30 protein-coding genes and 2 riboswitches are annotated in these 25,471 nt (G+C 39.0%); of the genes, 9 read left to right on the top strand and 21 right to left on the bottom strand.

Annotated elements, in window-relative coordinates:
- Positions 1-230 precede the first annotated feature (230 nt).
- From FHR85_RS13010 to FHR85_RS12985, 6 genes are all read right to left on the bottom strand, one after another.
- Positions 231-482: a phage holin family protein gene (locus FHR85_RS13010; RefSeq protein ID WP_167263971.1), complete on the bottom strand. Its 252-nt coding sequence runs from the start codon at positions 480-482 to the stop codon at positions 231-233.
- A gap of 100 nt (positions 483-582) precedes the next feature.
- Entirely contained in the window at positions 583-1,713 is a 1,131-nt protein-coding gene (locus tag FHR85_RS13005) for a glycerate kinase (protein ID WP_167263968.1), read from the bottom strand.
- 201 nt (positions 1,714-1,914) lie between these two features.
- Complete coding sequence (locus FHR85_RS13000) at positions 1,915-2,907, bottom strand: zinc-binding dehydrogenase (RefSeq protein ID WP_167263966.1); 993 nt, start codon at positions 2,905-2,907, stop codon at positions 1,915-1,917.
- A complete protein-coding gene (locus FHR85_RS12995) occupies positions 2,888-4,498 on the bottom strand; it encodes a zinc ribbon domain-containing protein (protein ID WP_167263964.1) in 1,611 nt (536 codons plus the stop codon). Before FHR85_RS12995 ends, FHR85_RS13000 begins: the two co-directional genes overlap by 20 nt.
- Complete coding sequence (locus FHR85_RS12990) at positions 4,495-4,872, bottom strand: zinc ribbon domain-containing protein (protein ID WP_167263961.1); 378 nt, start codon at positions 4,870-4,872, stop codon at positions 4,495-4,497. Before FHR85_RS12990 ends, FHR85_RS12995 begins: the two co-directional genes overlap by 4 nt.
- Positions 4,873-5,084: 212 nt before the next feature.
- Positions 5,085-6,692, bottom strand: coding sequence for an acyl-CoA synthetase (locus FHR85_RS12985; RefSeq protein WP_341770979.1), 1,608 nt, complete (start codon positions 6,690-6,692; stop codon positions 5,085-5,087).
- A 298-nt stretch (positions 6,693-6,990) separates the two neighbouring features.
- A riboswitch (TPP riboswitch) is annotated at positions 6,991-7,100 on the top strand.
- A gap of 90 nt (positions 7,101-7,190) precedes the next feature.
- Here FHR85_RS12985 and FHR85_RS12980 point away from each other — a divergent pair.
- The 4 genes from FHR85_RS12980 to FHR85_RS12965 are packed head-to-tail and all read left to right on the top strand — an operon-like array spanning position 7,191 to position 9,997.
- A complete protein-coding gene (locus FHR85_RS12980; RefSeq protein ID WP_167263957.1) occupies positions 7,191-8,189 on the top strand; it encodes an ABC transporter substrate-binding protein in 999 nt (332 codons plus the stop codon).
- A 3-nt stretch (positions 8,190-8,192) separates the two neighbouring features.
- Positions 8,193-8,492 carry a thiamine-binding protein gene (locus FHR85_RS12975; protein WP_167263955.1) on the top strand — a complete coding sequence of 100 codons (300 nt, stop codon included), beginning with the start codon at positions 8,193-8,195 and terminating at the stop codon, positions 8,490-8,492.
- Positions 8,485-9,264 carry an ABC transporter permease gene (locus FHR85_RS12970; RefSeq protein WP_167263953.1) on the top strand — a complete coding sequence of 260 codons (780 nt, stop codon included), beginning with the start codon at positions 8,485-8,487 and terminating at the stop codon, positions 9,262-9,264. Before FHR85_RS12975 ends, FHR85_RS12970 begins: the two co-directional genes overlap by 8 nt.
- Complete coding sequence (locus tag FHR85_RS12965) at positions 9,251-9,997, top strand: ABC transporter ATP-binding protein (protein ID WP_167263951.1); 747 nt, start codon at positions 9,251-9,253, stop codon at positions 9,995-9,997. Before FHR85_RS12970 ends, FHR85_RS12965 begins: the two co-directional genes overlap by 14 nt.
- Before the next feature lie 190 nt (positions 9,998-10,187).
- Here the strand turns inward: FHR85_RS12965 and thiE are convergent, their stop codons facing one another.
- From thiE to FHR85_RS12910, 11 genes are all read right to left on the bottom strand, one after another.
- The gene (gene thiE / locus FHR85_RS12960; RefSeq protein ID WP_167263949.1) at positions 10,188-10,826 is read right to left on the bottom strand and encodes a thiamine phosphate synthase; all 639 of its coding nucleotides are present in this window, start codon (positions 10,824-10,826) and stop codon (positions 10,188-10,190) included.
- Complete coding sequence (thiD, locus tag FHR85_RS12955; protein ID WP_167263947.1) at positions 10,823-11,629, bottom strand: bifunctional hydroxymethylpyrimidine kinase/phosphomethylpyrimidine kinase; 807 nt, start codon at positions 11,627-11,629, stop codon at positions 10,823-10,825. The genes thiE and thiD overlap by 4 nt, the downstream gene beginning before the upstream one ends.
- Positions 11,630-11,644: 15 nt before the next feature.
- On the bottom strand, positions 11,645-12,682 hold the full coding sequence (locus FHR85_RS12950; protein WP_167263945.1) for a thiazole biosynthesis adenylyltransferase ThiF: 1,038 nt from the start codon (positions 12,680-12,682) through the stop codon (positions 11,645-11,647).
- Positions 12,682-12,885 (bottom strand): sulfur carrier protein ThiS, encoded by a 204-nt coding sequence (gene thiS / locus FHR85_RS12945; protein WP_167263943.1) that lies wholly within the window; start codon positions 12,883-12,885, stop codon positions 12,682-12,684. The genes FHR85_RS12950 and thiS overlap by 1 nt, the downstream gene beginning before the upstream one ends.
- Positions 12,869-13,483: a thiamine phosphate synthase gene (locus FHR85_RS12940; protein WP_167263941.1), complete on the bottom strand. Its 615-nt coding sequence runs from the start codon at positions 13,481-13,483 to the stop codon at positions 12,869-12,871. Before FHR85_RS12940 ends, thiS begins: the two co-directional genes overlap by 17 nt.
- Positions 13,484-14,587: a 2-iminoacetate synthase ThiH gene (gene thiH / locus FHR85_RS12935; RefSeq protein WP_167263939.1), complete on the bottom strand. Its 1,104-nt coding sequence runs from the start codon at positions 14,585-14,587 to the stop codon at positions 13,484-13,486. It abuts the gene before it with no gap.
- Between the two features lie 16 nt (positions 14,588-14,603).
- The gene (locus tag FHR85_RS12930) at positions 14,604-15,374 is read right to left on the bottom strand and encodes a thiazole synthase (RefSeq protein ID WP_167263937.1); all 771 of its coding nucleotides are present in this window, start codon (positions 15,372-15,374) and stop codon (positions 14,604-14,606) included.
- 53 nt (positions 15,375-15,427) lie between these two features.
- Positions 15,428-16,111: a thiaminase II gene (tenA, locus tag FHR85_RS12925; RefSeq protein ID WP_167263935.1), complete on the bottom strand. Its 684-nt coding sequence runs from the start codon at positions 16,109-16,111 to the stop codon at positions 15,428-15,430.
- Positions 16,112-16,268: 157 nt separating this feature from the next.
- Positions 16,269-16,370: riboswitch (TPP riboswitch) on the bottom strand.
- Positions 16,371-16,549: 179 nt separating this feature from the next.
- Entirely contained in the window at positions 16,550-17,731 is a 1,182-nt protein-coding gene (locus FHR85_RS12920) for an acetyl-CoA C-acetyltransferase (RefSeq protein WP_167263933.1), read from the bottom strand.
- 72 nt (positions 17,732-17,803) lie between these two features.
- A complete protein-coding gene (locus tag FHR85_RS12915; protein ID WP_167263931.1) occupies positions 17,804-18,631 on the bottom strand; it encodes an aldo/keto reductase in 828 nt (275 codons plus the stop codon).
- 12 nt (positions 18,632-18,643) lie between these two features.
- Complete coding sequence (locus FHR85_RS12910) at positions 18,644-19,204, bottom strand: phosphatidylglycerophosphatase A family protein (RefSeq protein ID WP_167263929.1); 561 nt, start codon at positions 19,202-19,204, stop codon at positions 18,644-18,646.
- A 144-nt stretch (positions 19,205-19,348) separates the two neighbouring features.
- Here FHR85_RS12910 and FHR85_RS12905 point away from each other — a divergent pair, with 144 nt between their 5' ends.
- From FHR85_RS12905 to FHR85_RS12890, 4 genes are all read left to right on the top strand, one after another.
- Positions 19,349-20,074, top strand: coding sequence for an alpha/beta hydrolase (locus FHR85_RS12905; protein WP_167263927.1), 726 nt, complete (start codon positions 19,349-19,351; stop codon positions 20,072-20,074).
- Between the two features lie 120 nt (positions 20,075-20,194).
- Positions 20,195-20,716 (top strand): YjcG family protein, encoded by a 522-nt coding sequence (locus tag FHR85_RS12900; protein ID WP_167263925.1) that lies wholly within the window; start codon positions 20,195-20,197, stop codon positions 20,714-20,716.
- 5 nt (positions 20,717-20,721) lie between these two features.
- Positions 20,722-21,150, top strand: a complete 429-nt coding sequence (locus FHR85_RS12895; RefSeq protein WP_167263923.1) for a GNAT family N-acetyltransferase — start codon at positions 20,722-20,724, stop codon at positions 21,148-21,150.
- A gap of 293 nt (positions 21,151-21,443) precedes the next feature.
- Positions 21,444-22,115 carry a DUF421 domain-containing protein gene (locus tag FHR85_RS12890; RefSeq protein WP_167263921.1) on the top strand — a complete coding sequence of 224 codons (672 nt, stop codon included), beginning with the start codon at positions 21,444-21,446 and terminating at the stop codon, positions 22,113-22,115.
- Between the two features lie 11 nt (positions 22,116-22,126).
- On the opposite strand, the gene FHR85_RS12885 is transcribed toward FHR85_RS12890, so the two are convergent.
- From FHR85_RS12885 to FHR85_RS12875, 3 genes are all read right to left on the bottom strand, one after another.
- The gene (locus FHR85_RS12885) at positions 22,127-23,023 is read right to left on the bottom strand and encodes an MBL fold metallo-hydrolase (protein ID WP_167263918.1); all 897 of its coding nucleotides are present in this window, start codon (positions 23,021-23,023) and stop codon (positions 22,127-22,129) included.
- A 32-nt stretch (positions 23,024-23,055) separates the two neighbouring features.
- A complete protein-coding gene (locus FHR85_RS12880; protein WP_167263916.1) occupies positions 23,056-23,379 on the bottom strand; it encodes a hypothetical protein in 324 nt (107 codons plus the stop codon).
- Between the two features lie 441 nt (positions 23,380-23,820).
- Positions 23,821-24,033, bottom strand: a complete 213-nt coding sequence (locus FHR85_RS12875) for a hypothetical protein (RefSeq protein WP_167263914.1) — start codon at positions 24,031-24,033, stop codon at positions 23,821-23,823.
- A 196-nt stretch (positions 24,034-24,229) separates the two neighbouring features.
- Between FHR85_RS12875 and FHR85_RS12870 the strand changes: the two genes are divergently transcribed.
- Complete coding sequence (locus FHR85_RS12870) at positions 24,230-24,697, top strand: CotY/CotZ family spore coat protein (protein ID WP_167263912.1); 468 nt, start codon at positions 24,230-24,232, stop codon at positions 24,695-24,697.
- A gap of 261 nt (positions 24,698-24,958) precedes the next feature.
- Here the strand turns inward: FHR85_RS12870 and FHR85_RS12865 are convergent, their stop codons facing one another.
- On the bottom strand, positions 24,959-25,336 hold the full coding sequence (locus tag FHR85_RS12865; RefSeq protein ID WP_167263910.1) for a CotO family spore coat protein: 378 nt from the start codon (positions 25,334-25,336) through the stop codon (positions 24,959-24,961).
- Positions 25,337-25,471: the final 135 nt, after the last annotated feature.

The following is a 25,471-nucleotide window of genomic DNA, read 5'->3' as shown; positions in this document are numbered from 1 at the left end:
TATTATACTTCTATTATATCAAATTAACGCGGTGAATTGTTAAAGTTTATGCAAAAAAATCAGGCTGCCGAGACTTTCTCGACAGCCTGAAGCTGACGTCATGTCAGCTTCTTTTTCTTTATACGATCTCGGGGTTATTAAATAATTGGATGAGCTTTTTCTAAAACTCGTCATTTTATTTAAAAAAACTGAGGTATTTATTAGTTAAACTCTAAGCTTAAGTTTGACTGTTAATCATGATTGTTAAACTGTTTCCACAGCTGATGACCGAAGACAGCGGCACCAGTTACGAGTATGGCTTGAATAAATGTTTCAACGGAGAGTCCCATCATAACAGTAGTAAAAATCGTACTAATACCTAATAAAGTGATTGGAATAAACCTATTCGGCATTAATTGCATCTGCTTAATCATTTTACCTAAAATCCACAACACAGGAATCAAAACAAACGCCTCGTCCATCACGTAATCAAGAATTTCCATGGTCTGCTCCTCCTTTCCATTCAACAGTTGTCCCATTATATGCCAGTGAAGGCTATACCATCACTCTATGAATCGTTTGTTGAATGGAAACGGTTAGCGTCTATTTAGAGAAATTTTGATAGAAATGAACGATATTTGCTGTTTGATGATAGAGTAAATCAGATACATTTGCCATACTATCCGCTTCAGTCATTGGTTTCTGGATTGTCGAAAAAACACCAGAAAAACCATCTCGCAGTTTTCCCTCTGGGTCATCAATTGCTCCAGAAATGAGTACACATATTACTTGATGATGTTGACTGAGTTGTGCCACATAGCTTGGTGCTTTTCCAGATAATGTTTGTTCATCACTCTTCCCTTCACCTGTTATCACTAATTCACTGGTTGAAATGGCTTGTTCTAATCCTATCGTCGAAGCAATTAATGAAGCTCCAGACTTTAATTCAGCCCCTATTGCCATTAAGGCAAAACCTAAACCACCTGCTGCACCTGCTCCTGGCCGATATTGAAATGAACCTTTGATTTCATCTTCGACTAATGAACTATATGAATGCATGGCATCATCAAGTTGTTGGACCATTAATTTTGAAGCCCCTTTTTGCGGGCCAAAAACATAAGTTGCCCCATTAGTCCCCGTTAAAGGGTTATCTACATCTGTAGCGACTCGGATTTCACTTTTCTTTAATCGTGAATCTAGGTTTGAAAAATCCACTTGATCAACTAGGAGAAGATCACGACCATAGCCTTCAAGTGTATAGCCATCAGCATCATAAAAACGGGCTCCTAATGCTGTCAACATTCCAATTCCACCGTCGTTTACAACACTTCCTCCTAAGCCGATAAGTAATTGGGTATAGCCTTGATCTAGAGCATATTTCATCAATTCTCCAAGTCCATAAGATGTCGTATTCATAGGATTTCGATTACTTTTTTCTACTTGATCTATTCCACAAACACTCGCAACTTCAAGAATGGCCTCATTTGTATAACCATCAAACCCCATTACTGTGTTAATTCGTTCACCAAGCGGGCCTGTAATTAAGACATTGACGCGTTTACCTTTTGTCGCATGAACTAACGCATCAATCGTCCCCTCTCCTCCATCAGCCATCGGCAACTGAGCACAATCCGCGTTAGGCATAATCGAATGAACCGCTTCCGACATGACATCAGAAACTTGTTGAGCCGATAAACTACCTTTAAACGAATCTGGTGATAGGGTGATTTTCATCCATGAACCCTCCTACAGAACAATTTTAGCCTATTATAACACGCACGACTTATTTATTAGATAATCCGATCTCGTTTTGAAATTACTCCCTCTAGTAATTAAATAACTTCTCCTATTTATTAAATAAATCCTTTAGATTATCTAATAAATTAACGGAGTGACCATTAAAAAACGTCCGAGTATACTCGAACGTTTTCAATCTTATTCTATTCGAAAGCCAACTTTGCCAAAGTTACTCGAATCTCGTAAATACTCAAATGCTTCCGCGTATTGATCTAAAGTAAACATTTGATCAATCTCTGGTTTGATCCCGTTTTTGTCTACAAAAGCTAGCATCTCTTGCAGTTCTTCAGCACTTCCTAATGTCGTGCCTAATAAATTATATTGTCCATAGAAAAACTGGCGTAAATCAAACTCAACAACGTCTTCTGTTGTCGCACCAAACATCACGATTGTACCACCGCGTCTGACAGCTTCAATCGACTTCTGAAAGGTTGCTCTTCCGACACTTTCAATAACTACATCAATCGTCTCATCAGATAACGTTTCTTGCCAATCACTTGTTGTTAAGACGCCTCGATCAGCCCCTAATGATTTAGCAGTTTCTAATTTAGCTTCTGAGCGAGATGTCACAATCACTCGAGCTCCAATCGCTTTTAGAAACTTTAAAGCATAAGTTAAAACACCACTGCCAATTCCAGGTAACAAGACTGTATCTCCCGCCTGTATATTGCCACGTGTAAACACTGCTCGATAAGCTGTTAAGCCTGCTAAAGCGATCACGCCTGCTTCATCCCAATTTAATGACGTCGGTTTACGCTCAATATATTGTTCATTCACCACATAATATTCAGCGAATGTTCCATCATCAGGTAAACCCACTATTTGGAACCCTTTAGGGGGTGCGTCATCATTTTGTATCCATCCTATTCCAGGGTTAATAATCACTTCGTCACCTGGCTTCCAACCGCTAACCTCAGCGCCAACCGCTTCAATGACTCCAGCGCCATCAGAGCCAAGAACAAGTGGATTCGCACCTTCTTGACGACGTCCTGTCACAGATACATCACGACGATTTAACCCAGTAGTCTTTACTTTTACTTTAACTTCATTAACACCAACATTAGGTTCAGGAATATCTTGAAACGCTAGGCCATCTAATCCTGGTATTTGCTCATGTACGATTGCTTTCATTTGTATTCGCTCCTTTCCAAAGATATCTTAACCCTATTCCGCCCATAACAAAGACCATGATGAACCCAAATGTAATGAACATAGTCATTAGTAAGTCATAGTTAGCATAATTTATACTTTCTTGTTCATCAAATACTTGTACCATTCGTTGCGACATAATGATAACAAACAAACTATTAATAATGCTAAATACAAGTGCAATCCCGACTGCTAGTTTAACTTTAATAATCAATGACCCTGATTTCATATAAGTACCCATTAATAAGCACGCAATCATAAGCATCACAAAACTAAACCAAAACCATGGACTTAACTGTTCAAGTGGAGAAATATATTGATCGAAGCTTTCCATAAATCTATCATTTCTCATCTTTTCATCTGGTGCCGACAACGATCGATTAAAAAGATGAAAAACTATTTCTGATTCTTGATGCATACCTGTCTTTAAGTTGAGTGTATTAAAGAAGCCAGTATTAATAAGTAAAATCGTTAAGAAACCTGCTACTAGAGAAGCATTCACAAACAGGTTTTCATGCATTAAAACATTTATATAATGACCATCTTGCGCTGATAATGAAACGACAATTAAACTTCCCACGTAAAAAAGTAAAAAGGTTAACACGAGCCAATAGCTCCCTCGTTTTGCCCCTTCCAGGACATAAGGGAGTGAGCGTTTTTCTCGCCATAGTTGAGCAACAAAAAAGACAGCGATCAGTAATATTCCCCAAACAATAAAAGTTCCGTCCAAAACGAATTGAAAGCTCATTTCCCTACTATTAGCGTTATTTAACTCACGACTTAGAGAATCAGACACAATCAGACTTAAAATAGCGACTGGTAACAAGTACCATATCGCAAAACTTGCTGCACTAATAGCCATTGAGAACAAACTAATTCGCGGACGAAACCGACGATAAATTAAAGCACTTATACCTGTAAGCAAAACAATTAGAAACACGTATTGAGGCTTACTATTTTGGACTTCTGTGTCCATCGTATAAGACTCGTTTCCATTATTCAGATCACTTACATCTTCCTTTTCTTTCTGCTCAAAAGTAATCCCATGACTTATTAACAAGTTTTCTTGCCATGTCAAATAGACTTGATCAGTCTTTAAATCTCCCTCTTCATTAACTTGTCGAATACGGCTGATACTATTTTCAAAATAGTTATTATAACTTAATAGTTCTGCCGTCACATCAGAAGAAGCAACGATAACTCGATTCACACTTTGTTCATCCGCTTCATTAAGTGATAGATTCATCACCACAATCATAATAATCATAGAAACAATTGCTAACGGAACAGGCCATAAGAAAGATTTCAGCACCTCCGCTCTACCTTCACGCTTAAACTTTAGAGCATTACGTTTGGGTGTGAAAGTTTGCGTTTGGAGTTGCTCAAAAGATTCACCACATATATGACAATAGGAAGCATGTTCATGCCGCCAAGCGCCACAATGTGGGCAAGATTCTCGAGATTTTGATGACATGTGAGGTGGGTATGCATGATGTTCAAGAGGATAGCCATCATAAAAGCAATAGTTAGCGTCTGAAGGATTAGCGGTACCGCACTGTCGACAATAGATCATGTCGCTTCCTCCCTATTCCGCTTCCCACATACATGGCAAAATGTTGCATCTTGAAGTAAGGCTGTGTCGCACTGTTTACATGTTTCATCCTGTCTATTGAGTTGTAAAAAAGTCAATGCTTGCCCACAAGATGGACAATAAATATCTGCTTCACTAACCGTTGTTCCACATGTACATGTGGCCTTCGAATCTCCAGACTCGTTTAATTTATGTAAAACTGTATCAAGCTTTTGTATACGAGTCGCATATCCTTTCAACTCATCACTGTATAATTGACCAATGCGATATTGGTGATAAATTGAAGCCCCTAATTGAGCGAGTAATGTTGATTTTTCAGCTAATACCCTCGCCTTTTCTGTCTCTTCTTTAGACATTGACCTCCCCCCATTTTCTAACTTATATTGTATCATAATTGTTAGACAAAAAAGAAATTTTCTATCTATAGATGAATTTTCCTTATTCGTAATCGAAATGTCTACCACACATGGTCATTCCATACTTTTTATCCGGACGTTTTAACCAATCAAAAATTGACTTTACATTCATAAATTACATTAGAAAAGGCCGACATGACGCCGGCCTTTTCCTAAGATTCATTTGTAACTGATTCGTATTGATCACGTAAAGATCGTTTTAATACCTTACCGCTTGGGTTTTTAGGTAATTGATCCGTAATTTGTACGTATTTCGGTACTTTAAATTTGGTTAACTTATTTGAACAAAAGTGAACAACATCTTCCTTCGTTAATTGATATCCTTCTTTCGGTACCACAATTGCGGTTACCGCTTCAATCCAATAAGCATCTGGTAAGCCGATTACCGCAACTTCTGAAACACCGTCAAGTTCATATATCGCTTCTTCAACTTCACGACTTGAGACGTTAACGCCACCTGTATTAATCATGTCCTTCTTGCGATCAACAATTGTGACATACCCTTCTTCATCCATCACACCTAGATCACCACTGTGAAACCAGCCATTTTGGAATACTTCCGCAGTCTTTTCTGGATCATTCAAATAACCTTTCATCGCATGTGGCGTTCGATGGACAATTTCACCGACTTCCCCGCGCGGCACTTCTTCGCCTTGATCATCAACAAGTTTCGTTTGCACATTTAACGTTGCCTTACCAGCGGATCCGAGTTTACGTAATTGATCTTCTGGTTGCAGAGCCGTTGCTAATGGGGCTACTTCTGTTTGCCCATAAAAGTTCCAAAACTTCGCATTAGGCAGACGTTCAGATAGCTCTTTTAATATTTCCCGGGGCATAATCGCAGCACCGTAATAACATTTCTCAAGTGTTGATAAGTCACGCTTTTCAAAATCTGGATGACGTAATAAAGCAATCCACACAGTGGGTGGTGCGAATAATTGTGTCGCACCATACGTCTCAATCGTTTCTAAAATTCCTTCAGGCGTTGCATTAGGTAAAATAATACCACTTGCACCTAAATAAATACTTGGCCCTAAAAACACATGTAATTGAGCACTATGATACATCGGTAAGGCATGAACGAGCACGTCGCGACTTTCCATTTTTCCGTCAACCACGCAACTGACATATTCGCTAACTAAACTCTTATGAGATAACATGACGCCTTTAGGACGAGATTCAGTCCCGCTTGTGTACAAGACATGAGCTAGATCATCATCAGCTAAATCTTCATCAACGAATTCATTTGACTCATTCGAACGGGAATCTTCTAGAGACTCCCATTCAACTAATTCTTCACCCACATTTTCGCCTGCTTCTAAATCCATTAGGAACTTAAATCGAATTGTTCCTGGTTTTGCCGCTTCTTCTAATACAGGTGCGAAATCTTGAGATGCCAACATACCATTGGCTTGTGAATGCTCTAAAATATAAGCAACATCTTCATTTGATAACATATAATTGATTGGGATCATAACTGCACCAAGACGAGCTAAAGCGAATTTTAGCACCACAAAATCTAAACTGTTTTTAGACATTACGGTGATCATATCACCTTTGGCCATACCTTGCTTTCGAAATGCGTTCGCTGTTTGATTAACGAGATCATCAAGTTCAGCATAAGTCACTCGTTTTCCCTCGTAATCCAGAGCGAATTTGTCCGGCATGCGCTCACGCGTCCGTAACAATAAGTCACCTAATGTGTTTCTTCTTGCTCGTTCCAATACCTTCTCGAAATCATTTGAAACATTCGTATCCACCGAAACACTCCCCCTCATTATGTTTGATGACTTATTAATCAGAAAATTCTAATTTTTATTATAAAATAATTAACCTCTCAATTCAAGTGCTATAAGATTTGGTATTAGTTTAATTTGAGAACTATAAACAAAACCTTCTTAGGAAAAGATTTCTTAATCATACATACTTATAAAACCGTGGTCTACCCCTCCGTATTTACGTTTTTAGATTTAAAATATTGTTGACTAAAACAACACCCTAACAGTTGCAATTGTTACAAAATTGTGGCACACTTTAATCGGAATAAAATCGTATAGACATAAGTTGTAGGGGGACCAGTGTTGCTGGTTGAGATTGTATCCGTAAGATACTGACTCTTAGAACCTGAACTGGCTAAGACCAGCGTAGGGAACACAATAATGCTTCATTTCAATTAAACTTTGTGTGCCCTAGGAGAACTGTACCTAGGGCTTTTTTAGTACCTCCAACTTATGGCTATCAATCATTGGGAGGTTTCTATGAAAAAATTATTTCTATTAATCTTGTTATTCGTATTGTTAGCTGCTTGTAGTAATGACGAGAACAATGAATCTCAGGAGAATGAAGATGAGTTAACGAGTGTAGATGTCGTGCTCGATTGGACACCTAACACGAATCACACGGGGCTTTATGTCGCCCAAGCTGAAGGTTTTTTTGAAGAGCAAGGCTTAAATGTTAATATCATTTTACCTGGGGAGGCTTCACCTGAACAGATGATTGCCTCAGGTGAAGTGGACTTCGGGATTAGTTTCCAAGAAAATATAACAGAAGCGCGCGTACAAGATGTTCCAGTTGTCTCAATTGCTGCTGTCATTCAACATAACACGTCTGGTTTTGCAGCACTTGAAGGATCTGGCATCACCTCACCTGCCGATTTCGAAGGCAAAACTTACGGTGGCTGGGGCGCCCCGCTTGAAGAAGCTGTCATTTCATCGTTGATGCAGCAAGAAGATGCTAATGTTGACAACGTTGAAACTGTCAATATTGGAGATTCTGACTTTTTCACAGCTGTTGAGCGTCAAGGTATTGACTTTGGCTGGATTTATTACGGCTGGGATGGAATTGAAGCTGAATTGCGCGGAACAGATTTGAACATGATTTATTTAACGGATTATAGTGAAAAACTTGATTACTATACACCTGTATTGGCAACGAGTGAATCCATCGTGAATGATCAACCAGATCTAGCGGAAAGCTTTATGCATGCCGCTTCAGAAGGTTATCAGTATGCGATTGAAAATCCTGAGGAAGCAGCTAATATCTTAATCGAAGCTGAACCTGATTTAGATGAAGAACTCGTGAAAGCCAGTCAGGAGTGGCTTTCCCCACGTTACCAAGACGATGCTTCCAGATGGGGTCAGCAAGAACTTGATACATGGGAAAATTATGCGGAATGGATGAACGAACATGATTTACTAGACGGTGAATTCACTGCTGAAGATGCTTTCACCAATGATTTTTTACCCGAGGAGGAATAAATGATGGCTAACACACTATTAAGTATTCAAGTGATCCCAAAAACACCTGGACCGAACGATGACGTCATTCCTTATGTGGATGAGGCGATTAACGTTATTGATGAATCGGGTGTAAAATACGAAGTCGGGCCACTTGAAACAACAATGGAAGGAGAATTGACTGAGTTATTATCAATCGTAGAAGACATCAACCGCAAAATGATTGAGATCGGCTGTCCTAATGTCATTTCACAAGTTAAAATCGCGCATTACCCTGATGGGGCTTCAATGGATGCATTAACGGAGAAACATCGTCATGCTTAATCTGATTAGACAAGGATGGCGACCACTTGCGGTCCTCATCCTTCTTTTCATCATTTGGGAATTAAGTGTAGTCGTCTTTGACGTACCAAAATGGTTCCTCCCTGCTCCAAGTGATATATTTACGGTCGGTATAAATGAATGGACTGAATACAATCAACATGTTTTTGCGACTATAGAGCTGATTATCATTGGTTTTATCGTCGGCAGTTTAAGTGGGATCCTTGTGGCCACTCTCCTTCATTTAATACCAGTACTCCGTCAGTCCATGTATCCATTGATCATATTATCGCAAAATATACCAATTATCGTATTAGCACCTTTACTCGTTGGCTGGTTTGGTTTTGGTATGTTACCGAAGTTAATCGTTATCACACTCGTTTGCTTCTTCCCGATCGCTATTTCGCTACTAGGTGGATTACAGCAAACGGACCGTGATCTGCGCCATTATATGCTAATGGCCGGTGCAACTAAGCGCCAAATGTTCTGGAAATTAGAATGGCCAAGTGCATTGCCTTCACTGTTCTCTGGTTTGAAAATTTCTGCAACTTATAGCGTAATGGGCGCTGTTATTTCCGAATGGCTCGGAGCTAATAAGGGATTGGGTGTTTATATGACACTTGCTTCCTCCTCATTCAGAGCAGACCGAGTTTTCGTCGCTATATTTATAATTGTGTTTATTAGTTTATTATTCTTTATGCTTATCGTTTGGCTCGAAAAACGTGTCATACGTTGGCAAGCATCCGAAAAGAGGAATACAAATGGCTCATCTTGATGTTAAAAATATTAGTCAATCATTCGGCGAACAAGAAGTATTAGAGGAGATCAATTTTTCTATTGACCAAGGAGAATTCGTTTCGATATTAGGACCATCAGGCAGTGGCAAAAGTACTCTATTTCGAATCATCGGTGGCATTGAAACACCTACTTCGGGCGACATTGTATTAAACAATGAAAGTATCAAAAATCAACCTGGTTCAGTCAGCTACACACCACAATCACCATCTTTGTTTCCTTGGCGTTCCGTTTTAGATAACGTGTTACTTGGTCAAGAAATTCAAGGAAAACGCGATCGTGACACAGCATTACAAATGATTGACCGTGCTGGTTTATCTGATTATGCTGATGCCTATCCCTACGAACTGTCAGGTGGTATGAAACAACGCGTTTCATTTATACGGAGTGTTTTAAGTCCACAACCGTTAATTTTGTTAGATGAACCTTTCTCAGCACTCGATGAATTTACCCGAACGGACATGCAACAATGGCTTCTTTCGATGTGGGAAGAACATAAACGTTCAATTGTTTTTGTCACTCATAATATTGAAGAAGCGTTGTTTTTGTCTGATCGCATCATCATACTTTCGAATAGCCCAGCAAACATTCAACGGGAAATGAGTGTCTCTTTTGAACGGCCAAGAAATGAAGATTTACTGTTATCACATGACTTTTTAGAATTTAAAAAAGAGATTTATAAAGAAATGCGTGCTTCTCATTTACCGTCTTAGCCAATCACAGGCAATAATATTTTACTAATACGAAATGCTAATAAAATGAAACTTAGCCCCATTCAATATTCTATACAAGGATTAGGGTAATAATAAAAAATTAATAAAGCGTACGCATAATCCAATAGTAAAGAGGGTCGTTATTGAGACCCTCTTTTTTCTACTCAGTATGAGCTAACGTAAATTAGAATCACAGTCGATTAGCATTCTCAACTAATCTTTCAGTAGCTTCTTTCACTGATTCGGCCTGTGTAATATCCGATATCACTGCTACTCCATCTGCACCTGCTTCAATAACTTGTGACGCATTACTATGTTTAATTCCGCCAATTCCGACAAGCGGAATATTCGGCAATTGTTTCCTAATTTCTTTAATAACGATAGGGCCATTTACTTCCTCAATATCGTCTTTCGTTGACGTGTTGAACATAGGGCCAACGCCAATATAATCTACACCAAGTTTTTGGGCTTCAAGAGCTTCATCTACATTATGAGTCGAAACCCCAAGCATCTGATAGCTTTTAAGTGACTCTTTCATTTTCTTCATATCACCATCTTTTTGGCCGATATGTAACCCATCAGCGTCTAACTCACTAACGAGCTCAAGGTCATCATTAACAATAAATGGAACGCCATATTGATGGCAAACTTCTTTAAGACAAAGACCTAATTCGATCTTTTCTTCACCTATCTTTGAACCTACTCCCTTTTCACGAAATTGAAAGAAAGTCACACCGCCTTGGATAGCTTTCTCTAACGTCTCAACAGGATCATGTTTACAATTTTGACTACCCATCACAAGATATAATGCCAATTGTTGTTCGATCATACTTTTTCTTTCCTACTTTGATAAGCCCAATGGTTTGTTGGTCCTTGACCAGATCCGATGTTTAAATCATTTTCAATTGCAACTTGAGTAAACTCCCTTGCAACACGAACGGCGTCTATAACATTGAACCCTTTTGCGAGTTCAGCTGCAATCGCTGCTGCAAATGTGCATCCTGTACCATGTGTATTTGTTGTATACTTACGTTCATTTATTAATTGTGTAAACGTCTCACCATCATATATAAGGTCGACCACCTCATCTTCTTCACCATGACCACCTTTAATAATAATATTTTTAGCTCCCAACTGATATAAACATTCAGCAGCCTCTTTTCGGTCTTTTAATGAATTTAATGTTAAACCTGTCATCACTTCAGCTTCAGGAATATTTGGCGTTACAATAGTTGCAAGTGGTATTAAGTGCTTTTTCATCGTAGCAATTGCTTCATCTTGTAACAGTTTGGCACCACCTTTTGCAATCATAACAGGATCAAGCACAACATTATTCATCTCGTGTTGCTGGATTTTTCTCGCTACAGCTTCAATAATTTCTGCACTAAATAACATCCCCGTTTTTAAAGCATCAGGCTTTAAATCTTCTCCAACTGAATCCAACTGTTCTTCAACCTGGCTTACTGTTAGAGGATAAACGGCTTGGACGCCTAATGTATTTTGTGCTGTTACAGCCGTCAATACTGACATGCCATATGCCTTTAATTCTTGAAAGGTTTTTAAATCCGCTTGAATCCCGGCTCCGCCACCAGAGTCAGATCCAGCGATTGTTAATGCTTTTACTACTGTCACACTCATTCCTCCCTACTAACCTAATAGTTGATGATAGATTTTTTTAGCTTCAACGATATCCTTCATTCCGTGAATTAACACACGTCCATCTTTGAAAAAGACAACACGCCTATCTTCATAATGATAGGTCACTAAAAATGGGTTTTGTTCAATGTTTCCTCCTTGCTTTTCTAATTGAGTGACTAAAACATGTAAATCACGATCAACTTTCTTAGGTGGGCGAATCTGTACTGTATTACGCCCACAAAGCACAGCTGTTTTCGTCTGGTTTTCATATGATAAATAGGGATAACTCGGAGACTCTCCACACGATGGACAATCTTTCTTCTTCAAACCACTAACATCAATGGCAGACTGTTCATTATTCCATAAATCAAATGAAACTAATTTCCAACGCACTGATTCAAAATCTTCGACTAAAATTTTCATCGCTTCAACTGTTTGATAGGCAACGACCATTTGAACCGCGGGCGAAATGACACCAACGGTATCACATGTCGCACCACCGAGCGGGATCGTTTCGAGTAAACAATTCAAACATGGTGTTTCACCAGGTATAATAGTAAAACTCAGCCCATAACTACTGACACACCCTCCATAGATCCATGGAATACGATGTTTTTGTGCACTATCATTAATTAAAAAACGAATATCAAAATTATCTGTTGCGTCTATCACTAAATCAACATCAGAAACAAGCTGATCAATTTCTTCTACAGTTACGTCTACTATTTTCCCGTTAACTTCGACGGTAGGATTAATTTCGCGCAACCTTTTTTGGGCTGCAATCGCTTTAGGTATTCTGTCGATTGCATCACGCTCAGTGTATAGCTGCTGTCTTTGTAAATTACTTCTTTCAACGTAATCACGATCAACAATGGTTATTCGACCAACTCCCGAACGCGTTAACACTTCTGCATTACCTGTTCCTAATGCACCCGCTCCAACAATTAGAACATGCTTTGTCTGTAACTTTCGCTGACCTTCTTCGCCAATCCCTTCAAATAAAATTTGTCTTGAGTAACGCTCCAACTTCTGATGACCCCCTTCCATCAACCACCGCCCACAAAGTGAACGAGCTCAACTCGATCACCATCCTGTATTAAGGTTTCAATATGCTGACTTGAATCAACAATATCAGCATTTAGTTCAACGATGATTTTTTTATCAGCTAACTTATAATGATTAAGTAAGTCATAAATTGTTTGAATATCATTCGATAACTCACGCTTTTCACCATTAACGTGAATATCCATTACGAACACCTCCTAAAAAACGCTTTGCTTTTTCTATTGGTTGTTCTGAATCTATTAAACCTGACATAATAGCTACACCACTAGCACCATAGGTCATGACACTTCCCACTCGTTCTGGCGTGATTCCACCAACCGCGATGACTGGGATATCACTAGACTTGATTAAGTGTCCTAATTGTTCCAAACCACGCGGCGGTAAACCAGGTTTTGAATGAGTCTTGAAAACATGGCCAAAAATGACGTAATCTGCCCCACTAATAGCTGCATCTTGAGCTTCCTCAACTGAATGGACTGACCGACCAATTAATAGATTAGGGTGCTTCATTCGAACAGAAGATACATCTTCACTATGATCAGTTAATTGAACGCCCTTAATTTCAGTTCCAACTGCCAATTCAACGCGCTCGTTAATGACGAGCTGACCTTTCGAAATGTCGTTTTTCACCAATCCATTTATCCACTCAACTAGTTCATCATCTGTCCGATGTTTTTCTCTTATATGAATATAGTTAACATAAGGGGAAACTGCTTGTGCGACTTTTATAAATTCTTCTAAAGATTGCTTACCATTCGAAATTAAATGGATACCTTGAGTCATCTATATCAGCTGCCAATCTTTCATGACTGGTTGGTAGTTATGCTTTAATAACATTTCTTTAACTTCGTCAACTGAACGTTCATCAGAAATTTCAAACTGACTTTGTGTGTTATTAGGTTCATTATAACCACCGACAACAGTTGATGATGCTGCTGACATTTTCGTCGGACCGAGCGGTAAAATTTGCTCTCGAAACGCTGGGCTTTCTCTAGTGGAAACGGTAATGCCAGAATGAGGCTGAAAAATACGGTAAGCCATCATGGCTTGAACTAAATTTTTGTCTGTTACTTCTACATTAGGTTGGAAACTACCCGCATTCGGCTGAATTCTCGGAAAAGCTACACCGACTTCTACGTCTAAATATTTTTGTTGTAAATATTGCGCATGTAATCCCGTGATATAACTTTCACGACGCCAATCATTCAACCCTAATAGTGCTGCAATTGAAACAGAGCGCATTCCCGCTTCACAGCCCCGTTCAGGTGTGTCCAATCGATATTTAAAAAAGCGTTTCGGGCCTTTTGTGTGTAATTGCCGATAAATGTCCTCATCATAAACTTCTTGATAAACAGTCAAATGATCGACACCACTATTAACAATCTCTTGGTACTGTTCAGTATCCATCGGTTGAACCTCTAGACCTACTGAAGAAAAGTATTTCTTAAGCACTTTCATACATTGTTTAATATATTTTACAGACGAGTGCATCATCGATTCACCAGATAGGATGATAATATGCTCAACCCCCATATTTGCAATAACTTTCGCCTCTTCTTCTAGCTCCGTCATGGTTAAAATACGACGCGGGAAATCGTTTTCAACACTGAAACTACAATATTGACATGTATTAACACAGTAATCTGATACATAAAGGGGTAAGAAGATTTGCATGGTATGACCAAAATGCTGAATAGTTAGTTGATGTGCTTTTTGAGCCATTTCTTCTAAATAAAGTTCAGCTGCCGGAGATAATAAAGCAAAATAATCTTCTTCATTAATTCGGTCTTTTTGTAGTACTTGTTCTACATTGTGTTGTGTGACATTTTCCAACATGTCTTCTAAAGGAAGTTGATTGACTTTCTCTAATACGTTATAAAAACTCACGATAAATCATCCTTTTTTAAGAGTGTAGAAATCCTGTGAGAGGAGAAGATGCCTTAGCGTTTGTTGATGATGAGCCTATTCCAGACATATACGCCGAGCGACCTGCTTGAACAGCTAAGTCAAAAGCTTTAGCCATCGCGACTGGGTCTTTTGCTGTTGCGATGGCTGTATTAACTAAAACAGCATCTGCCCCCATTTCCATTGCTTCTGCCGCTTCAGAAGGACGACCAATTCCAGCATCAATAACAATAGGTACCTTAATATCTTCGATCATGATTTGGATCATTTCTTTCATGCGAATACCACGATTCGATCCAATGGGCGAACCCAATGGCATGACTGTTGCTGCTCCAGCTTCTTCTAATCGTTTAGCTGCCATTAGATCTGGACTCATATAAGGGAGAACAACAAAACCCTCTTTAACTAGTGATTCCGTTGCTTTAATCGTTTCTTCATTATCCGGAAGTAAATATTTACTGTTTGTGATCACTTCGATTTTAATCCAATTCCCCATTCCAGAAGCTTTCGCCAAACGAGCAATCCGAATAGCTTCTTCAGCCGATCGAGCACCTGATGTGTTTGGCATTAACGTCATATGGTTAGGAATATCGTTTAAGATGTATTGATCTGACCCACTTAAATCCACTCGACGTACCGCTACTGTAACAACTTCTGATCGGGATTCTTGTAAGGTCTCTTTCATTTTGCTATGATCAGCAAACTTCCCGGTCCCAACAAATAACCGACTGTTTAATTCTTTACCAGCAATAACTAATGAATCTTGCATCATTCATTCCTCCATTCGTTAATACACCTTATTTAACTAGTACTACTAGAATCCTAAGATTTTATTATTTCAGATTGTGCTGGCCATTTTTCTAAGTTGTAAGCCATATCCCAAAATGCTAATTCGTAATGGCAGCTAATCGTGAAGTGCTGTTTCATTTGTTGACGATCAGCTTCTGTCACTTTTTCAGCAATTTCATCAAGCCGGTTAATTTGTTCTTCGACTAACTTATTAAACCAGTCGCCACCATAAGCATTAATCCACTCTTGATAAATAGGAACATCAGGTTGAACATGTTTAAGCCTGTCACCAATTTCTTGATAGATCCAATAGCAAGGTAATATTGCCGAGATAATATCACCTAAATGGCCTTGGTATGCAGCTCGATATAAATGAGACGTATAAGCGTACGCTGTTAATGCTGGCTCAAAGTTTTCCTGCTCTTCTTCAGTAATATTTAGTTTTTCTGAAAAATGACGATGAAGCTCTGATTCCGCTTCATAAGTTCCTTGTGCATGTGCTGCCATACGGCTCGTTGTGTAAAAGTCATTAGCTTTCGTCCCACCTAACGATTGAATCCTTGCAAAATGTGATAAGTAATAAGCATCTTGCATGACATAGTAACGAAAACATTCCATCGGTAACGTTCCATCCCCAATCCCTTTAATGAAAGGGTGATTAAAGTTCGCTTCCCAAATATGATTCGTCTCTTTCCTTAGTAAATCTGAAAATTTCATACATTATCCCTCCAAGATTATTTTATATTTAATTTAGAAAATAACGAATAATCTAGCTGAATCACGTCATTTTCCAAATAAAAAACCACTTTCTTATACCAGACATAAGAAAGTGGTTGACTTGGATAATCTTGGACATAATTCACAATCCAATAAACTCCGAGCAACTACACTTCCCTACGCTGGTCCAAACCAGATCAGGTTCAAAGGGTCGGAATCATTCCTCTCAGCCAATTAAATGGCACCCCTAGCTTTGTTACATTAAAATTATTTGCTTGTTAAATTTATATTAACAAAACTCTGACATTATGTTAACCATTTTTCACTCTTAATTACTGTTATTTTATAACAAAGTCGATAAAGGAACCTTGGAATCGACTTTGCCATTCATGAATACTCACATTTTTTAGTGAGCTCACCACAAGACTGATTTCCTATTTATTGATTCTCAATCACCATTGCAATACCTTGACCACCGCCAATACATAAGCTAACAACGGCGTATTTACCTCCGCGACGTTTTAACTCATAAGCAGCAGTCAACAAGACGCGTGTGCCACTCACACCTACAGGGTGCCCTAGCGCGATCGCACCACCATTAACATTTGTTTTATTGCGGTCTAAATCAAGCTCGGCTTCCACTGCCAAATACTGTGCAGCAAATGCTTCATTTACTTCGACTAAATCCATATCATCAAGCGTTAAATCAGCCTTTTTCAAAGCTCCATTAATGGCAGGTACTGGACCAATCCCCATTATTGTTGGGTCCACACCCGCTACATGCCAAGCTTTAATCTCAGCCATGGGTGCAAGTCCGTGATCACGAACTGCCTTCTCACCAGCCACTACTACACTTGCTGCACCATCATTGATGCCAGATGAATTCGCTGCCGTTACGGTTCCATCTTCTTTGAACACAGGCTTAAGTCCAGACAGCACATCAACTGATGAATCTGGTTTGATATGTTCATCTTGCTCCACTTCAAGACTCCCTTTACGACTTGTCACCGTCACAGGCACAATTTCTTCAGCAAAACTTCCCTTTTCAACCGCGTTAGAAGCACGTTGATGGGACTGGGCAGCATATTCATCTTGTGCTTCACGCGAGATTCCATACTGCTCAGATAATTTTTCCGCTGTCATCCCCATGCCTTTACCGGTATATTGATCAGTCAAAGTCGCGTTCAACATATCCGTAAAAGATAAATCACCCATTTTCACACCTTTAAACCGTTGTTTAAAATTCGAAAAAGGCGCTTGCGACATATTTTCTGCTCCACCTGCTAACACAATATTCGCTTCATCTAACTTAATTTCTTGTGCTGCAGAAACAACTGATTGCAACCCTGAGCCGCAAAGGCGATTCAATGTTAAAGCCGGTACATCTTGAGGAACACCTGCTTTCAGTCCAATATGACGCGATAAATAAGCTGCATTCTCACTTGTATGAATCACACTTCCATAAATCACATGATCAATCGCGTCAGCTGACACATTCGCTCGTTCCAGCGCTGCCTCAGCTGTTGTAACACCTAAATCAACAGCATTCGTATTAACGAATGAACCACCAAATGAAGTGAAGGCTGTACGCGCACCGTCTACTAAATAAACTGAATTCATAAATTGACACCTCTTTATTAAACAGCTGGACTCGAAATCGATTCAAGTCCAGCCCTATTTATATGCTTGTTTTTAGCCAAATTGATCGGGATTAGGACCGACACGTTCATCACGATTTAATGCTTTAATCGCATCTAAATCTGCTTGGTCTAATTGAAAGTCGAAAATATCACTATTTTCCACAATGCGATGTTCTTTCACCGACTTCGGAATGGTAATCACATTTGTATCCACATCCCAACGTAAGATAACTTGTGCCGGTGTTTTATCATGTTTTTGAGCGATGTGTTGGATCGTTTCATCGTCAAATAAATCGCCACGCTTAAGCGGTGACCACGCTTCTAATTGGATCGATTCTTGTTCACAAAATGCCTTTACATCATGTTGTTGTAAATGAGGATGATATTCGACTTGATTAACGGTTGGTTTCACGTTAGCTGTCGTCATTAAATCTTCCAAATGACGTTGTTTAAAGTTACTCACACCAATTGACCGAATTAACCCTTCATCAACTAACCGCTCCATGGCTTTCCATGTGTCTCGGTAGTAATCCTTGACTGGCCAGTGCACTAAATATAAATCTAAATAATCAAGTTCAAGTCGATTCATACTCGCCTCAAAGGCACGCAATGTATTGTCATATCCCTGTTCATCATTCCAAACTTTCGTCGTAATGAACAAGTCATCGCGATTAACACCACTTTCCTTGATTCCTTGACCAACTCCCACTTCATTTTGATAAAACGACGCGGTATCAATGAGGCGATAGCCATGTTGGATTGCTGTCTGCACACTTTGACGCGCATCATCATCTTCCCATACTTTATATACACCTAGGCCGAAACCAGGCATTTTCACACCATCATTTAATGTTTTCATATCTTGAATACTATTTAACAAATTAGAACCTCCTTAGTAACGTTCTTCTTGATCACGTTGTTCGATTTCTTCTTCACTAAGTCCATCGATAGAATCACGTAAACGGTGAGCAATACGGCTCGATGCATTAGCTGCAATACTTCCTACCATGTCATCTAAAAAGGTGTGACATTGGCCGCCCACTTTAGAATCAAGATCTTTAATAATACCTTTTTTCTCTTTATCTAGATGGCCAAAAGTGGTGACAGAAATACTACCATAGCCAAGCGCTGCTCCAAATGCGATTGTCTCATCGACTCCGAATAAACCTTCATCTTGCTCAACTAATGATTGAAGAGGCTCTGATAATTTCTCCTGCTCAGCAAGCCGGTCTAATTCTATACCGACTAATAATGCATGCTGGATTTCTCGTTTATCCAATACACGATTGACACTATCGATACAATAATCGAATGATAGCGATGGATTATAAGGTTTTTGCATTTCATATACAATTTCTGCAATACTATGGATAGTCACCCCACGATTTTCTAATGCTTCACGTGCGGCTTGTTCAATTTGATCACTTGGAATATGACTAAAATGTCCTGCCATGATTATTGCCTCCTTTGTTTAAGTATACCATGCGAAAGAATTTGGACAAATCGAAAAAGTTCGCGAATTTTGTATAATGTGGTAAAATATAAGCATCCAGTGTGGCCTTACATCATTTAATCTATTAGAACTGGAGGGTTTCGATTGGGTAGAGACGGCTCAATGATCGAACGCGAAATCGAAAGTGAATATATGAACGAAACATTTACACTTAGTATTTATCGCCCGGAAAATTACTCGCCTTTATATAAATATCATTTGTGTATCGTGCAAGATGGTGATGATTATTATCAACTCGGACGTCTAGCTCGCGTCAGTGACAACCTTCATGCAGAAGGTAAAATTGAAAACACGATTTTCTGTGGGATTCACTATCAAGACCGAGACGATCGCTGGCATAAATATCATCCAGATAGTGACATGCAGGAAAATTATATGAAGTTTTTACGTTTTGAGGTCGTGCCTGTTTTAGACAAAGAACTTCCTAGCTATCATGTGAAATCTTGTCGTGTCTTAATGGGCGATTCACTTGGTGGTACTGTTTCACTCATGACCGCCTTAAAATACCCGAACACATTCGGGAAAGTGATTATGCAATCACCCTACACGGACGAACGGATTGAACAACTTGTTAAAGACAGCGACGAAATTGATACGATGTCGATTTATCATACAATTGGCTTAGATGAAGAAGAAGTTGAAACAACATATGGTGATATTGAAGATTTTCTAAATCCAAATCGTAAACTCAATCAACTCTTAGAGGGGTGCGTTTCAGATTACCTCTATAAAGAACTAAAAGGTAATCATACTTGGAAGCAATGGCAAAAAGACTTACCCAATGCTATTGAATATATTTTTGGAAAATAAGCACAAATAAAGGGCGATTTTTACCCCCTTTTTCTGTTATAATAAAGTTTATAGCTAAAAAAGCAGTTTAATTCGGAGTTTAAAACGAGAAAATTTGAAATCTAATGGAGGGATTTAATCATGACACCCGTAACTTATGGTATTGCCATTTTTCCATCTAAAGAAATACAAGACGAAGCAAACTCCTACCGAAAGCGTTATGACCCGCGGTATTCGTTAATTCCGCCACATATCACATTGAAAGAGCGCTTTGAAGCAACACAAGATGAAATTAAGGAAATCGAAAAGGCTTGTAGCGAATTAGCTAAAAAGGTTGAGCCTTTTGATATTCATATTGGACGAGTAAGCTCATTTAGTCCGACCACAGAAACGATCTATTTACGTGTCGATGATCATGAGCAACTTACCTATTTAAACGAAAAAATGCATGATGAGCCATTCCCAGATAATCGTGAATTTAAGTTCGTCCCTCATATTACGATTAGTCAAGAATTGTCAGAAGACGAACATTCCGATGTTTTTGGTAGTTTAAAAATGTTGTCATTTGATTTACACGATACGATTGATCGATTCCAATTGTTATATCAATTAGAAGACGGTTCATGGACTGTCCACGAAACATTCAAGTTTGGCGAGGGATAAGAACGATGCTAAAGATTAAACCAATCGAAACATTACGAGAAAAAGACGAAGCATTTGATATTCGAAAGGTGGTTTTTGTTGAAGAACAAAAAGTCCCTTTTGATGAGGAAATGGATGAGTTTGATGATCTTGCCATTCACTTTGTCGGCTACACCATGGAACGTCGCCCCGTTGCAGCTAGCCGCCTACGCTTCGTTGATGAATACGGTAAGCTAGAACGGATTGCTGTTTTGAGTGAGGAACGCGGTAATGGCTATGGACGCGATATCATTTTGGCCATGGAAGACATCATTCGTGAAAAAGGTTTTTCAAAGGCTAAATTAAATGCGCAAACTTACGCCATTAAATTTTATAAAAAGCTTGGTTATGAAGTTGTTTCGGATGAGTTCATGGATGCAGGTATTCCTCACGTCACGATGATAAAAGATTTATAACTCAAAAAGCTGGCTTATTCGCCAGCTTTATTTTTATTACTATTCACTATAGAAAATAAGTGATCTTTATTTTTTATAAATTAAGTTAGATCAGCCAATGATACATTAACCATGCCACCATTAAAACGATAGCCAAGATCACAAGCCCTAAGGTCATTTTACCCTGCATAGCCCTCATCCTCTCAACAAACTTTTTAGTGTAGTTTGATTCAAATGATCTAGTTTCATACATGTATGAAAGTCAACACACCTTCCATAATAAGAACTAATTGAACTTGGAGGTGTCACGACAATTGGACTTTATAAATATATTGATCGAATCATGTATAGGCTTTCTTGCCCTCTTTGTTTTGACAAAATTGCTAGGTAAATCCCAAATCACTCAGATTACAGCATTCGACTTCATTTCAGCTCTTGTTTTAGGTGAACTCGTCGGTAATGCTTTGTTTGATGAAGAAGTTGGCGTAGGCATGATTCTATTCGCTGTTGGACTTTGGGGTGTCTTAATTTATGTGACGGAGTGGATTACTAATAAATTCAGGCGTACACGAAAGATATTAGAAGGCTCTCCGTCTCTCGTTATTAGGCGAGGTCAAATTCAAAAAGATGTGTTGAAAAAAGCTAAACTTGATATGAATCAACTTATGCATCTAATAAGAGATGAAGGGGTTTTCTCAATTCAAGAAGTAGAATATGCTGTGTTTGAAACGAACGGTAGTATTAATGTTCTTAAGAAATATATCCACCAATCGCCGACGAATGAGCAATTTAATCAAACGCCACAACCAGTTGAATTACCCATCACAATCATTACTGATGGCGAATTGGTTACCGAAAATTTGAAAGAAATTGTTTGGGACAAACACCAGGTTGAAGAAGAATTGAAACGACAAGATTTAGAGATCCACCAGGTTATGTATGCCGAATGGACACAAAAATCCGGCTTGTATGTGATGCCATACTAGCCGGATTTTAGTCACGATGCTTTAATCATGACCCGATAATTTTCTATTTCACAATGAAGATCATCTTCATCTATTAATGCTTTCACATAACCACCGACAGCTGTGCGGAACAGTAGGTATTGAGATAATTGTTCTGCATTCACATTGAATCGAGCACACATGTATGAGACGACATCTTCTAAGGATAACCCATGTGGTGAGATTCGTACCATTTCATATAAAGCTTTTAAAACAGAGCGATGATAAGCGATATTGGCTTCAAGCGTATCGTGATAATCTTCTTCAAATTTTCCATGACCAGGAATTGCTCCGCTATAATTCGTCATTTTTAACTTTTCAAGGCTACGAATTGTATCATGGGCACATGTTAAAAACGGAATTTTATGTTTATGGAGCTCTTTTTCACCAAAATAACTATCAGCCGCAAATAACACATCATGTGTTGCAACCGCTAACTGATGATAACTATGACCTGGTGTTAGAATACAATCTAATTCGAATCCATCAATCGTATGCCTGCCTTCATCAACAATTAAATCAACATCAATCGGAGGCCCTTCCAGAAATTTATTACGAATTTCATCAGGTGGTGTGGTGCCTTGGAATAAATAAATCGGTTCCAGTATGGGATGTTTCATGATTGATGCCTCTAACGGCGGGGCAATAATCTTCACACCATAATGTTTATATAAATAACTCGCTCCGCCAAAGTGGTCTGCATGGGCATGGGTTATAAATAGATGCGTCACAGGTAACCCCTGTTCATCAAGTTGCCTCACGACCTTTCGAATCGCCGAGGCATCAATGCCAGCATCTATTAATAAGCCTTGATCACCTTCATGCACGTACCCCACATTGACGGAGCTATGAAAATAATAACAATGTTCATTAATTTGATTCATCTTCATAATTTAATTCCTTTCCTTAGCCTAGCACTCAATTAGATACTTTCGCTAAAGAACTGTCCTTTTCCTGTCAATTCTTTAAAATTCCTTAAGTTTGCTGGATGATGAACATTGTCAGGGGTGTATAATTCCATCGTTTCAGCTTGTTCAGCATTTTTTGTCTGTTCGTCTTGGGAGTTGTTTTGGTAGCGCTTACTCATTTGTTTGCGGTCTTCTGCATACTCAAATGCTTGCTTACGTTTCGTATCAAGTTCAACACCAAATGGACGTTCAACCATGTATGGAACACGATTTTCAGCTGTCACGCGTTGGTGATACCGCTGATATTGATATTGATCCACCGGTAAAATGTAACCCATACGACCAACTCCTTCCTTAGTACTTCTATACCCGTTTTGTAAATAATATATTCGTAATTTCTTTAAATTTTATGACTGTATAGGAAGCATTAATGAGATAATTCCTCTTATTTATGAAATAAATGCTCTGATTTTTTAAATAACTAGCACCATTTATTTAAAAACTAGGCTCTGTTAAAGTCCGTTGTTGAAATTGTGACCCGCTTTCGGTGGACGCTTTCCGCGGGCACGGCTCGAGCCTCCTCGGCCGAAAAGCGTGGCCTGCGGGGTCTCGAGACACGTGCTGTTCCCGCAGGAGTCGCCACCTTCGCTTCTCACAATTCAACAACTCAGTGCTACATCAGTTGAAAGTCAACACTAAACTTTAACAGAGCCAAATACTAAATCGCTATGCTCATTAAACGAGGAACTCACCTTAGGTAGGCGAGTTCCTCTGTTCATTTAAATCCATGAAAAAGGCGGTCGTTTATCATGATGATCATCATCATCTAAGTCGTCTTCTTCCCCTTTTATTGTGTCCGCTTCATGATGATGTTCGCTCTTCACTTCACGACCAATCCACGGCTGTGACTGTTTCTCTGTAGGCTCAACAACAACATTTTCTGCTCGAATAATTAAATCATTTACATGTATTTCTTTTTTTGATTGGCCCATAAGTTCACTCCTCTCCCGATGTATCTTGCATTAATTAGTCTATGCAAATGTCCTTTTGTTAGCGTAGGTAAGTGCCCGACAAAAACAAAACAAATTCCTAGTAAAACTCAGTCAAACGCCCACACCGTCATTCGATATGGGCATACATTATTAACGTAACCTTAGTCAAAAGACTATTTTAGAAAGGAGCTTGCTTATGTCTTGCTGCGATGAACAGGGTCATCATAAAAAAGATGATAAGAACTGCGTTGCTGATATTTTACGACAAATCGTCGACGCGCAAGATGATATCGTAGATGATGATTGCGATATCGGATGTGAACAATCCATTCAAGACTTACGAGGTGATACAACTGCACCGAACAATCTAGATACGGTCCCAGTTTTACTTTACTGCAAATGCGAACCATTCAGAGGATTCGGAGTACGCAATGATCAGAACCATACCGTTCTAGATAGTTTCTTCTTTAGAGTCAATGATGTAGGTCGCGATAACTGCGCCACTCTAGAATTATTACGTGACCCATCTGACACACAACCAGGCTGTGTCGATCCAACAAAACAAAAAACAGGCAACCTACGCTCGACGGGTATTTGTATCACAGTAGATCTTGATTGCTTCTGCCACGTCACTTGCTTACCAGCTATGAACACACTAGGATAAACCAAAAAAGAGCTGCTTTTCATAAGCAGCTCTTTTTTATTTAGCTCTGTTAAAGTTTAGTGTTGACTTTCAACTGATGTAGCACTGAGTTGTTGAATTGTGAGAAGCGAAGGTGGCGACTCCTGCGGGAATAGCACGTGTCTCGAGACCCCGCAGGCCACGCTTTTCGGCCGAGGAGGCTCGAGCCGTGCCCGCGGAAAGCGTCCACCGAGAGCGGATCACAATTTCAACAACGGACTTTAACAGAGCCTTTTATTTAGATTAAAAACCTTTCAATCGAACATCCTTAATATTTTCTCGTTTCATATTAACTTTAAAACCTTGCTCAACAGTACGAATTACAAGTTGCTCATCATCACATTGTTCGACTGTCCCTACATAGGTTTGATTAGACGTGATCACTTCACATTTCATCTTAGGCATAATTGCTGGCATATCCGTCATGTATTTCAATTTCTCATCAATCGTCATATCATGAAATTTTCGACGTTTATTGGTTGTTTCTGTTGCATCATTTTCAGACTCAGATGATGATATCTCCTCTAAACTATAATATTGCTTCTGAGCTTTTGCTTCAGGTTCTGACTGTATTGGATTTGAAATAAATAATAATGGTGGTTTAGCTTGTTTTTCCGACATAAAACCGACTCCTTTCTTAATGTCCTTCACTTTACCGTATGCACAACAGCCTATTGATGTTCAACTTTAGCACTTTTGAAATAATTCCACTTATTTATTTCAAAAATCCATTTACTTATCTCATAAATGGCTCAA

This window comes from Alkalibacillus almallahensis (assembly GCF_011761495.1).
In the GTDB taxonomy this organism is placed as follows: domain Bacteria; phylum Bacillota; class Bacilli; order Bacillales; family Alkalibacillaceae; genus Alkalibacillus; species Alkalibacillus almallahensis.
The sequence above is the reverse complement of the archived record's forward strand: the minus strand, read 5'-3'. Positions and strand labels throughout refer to the sequence as shown.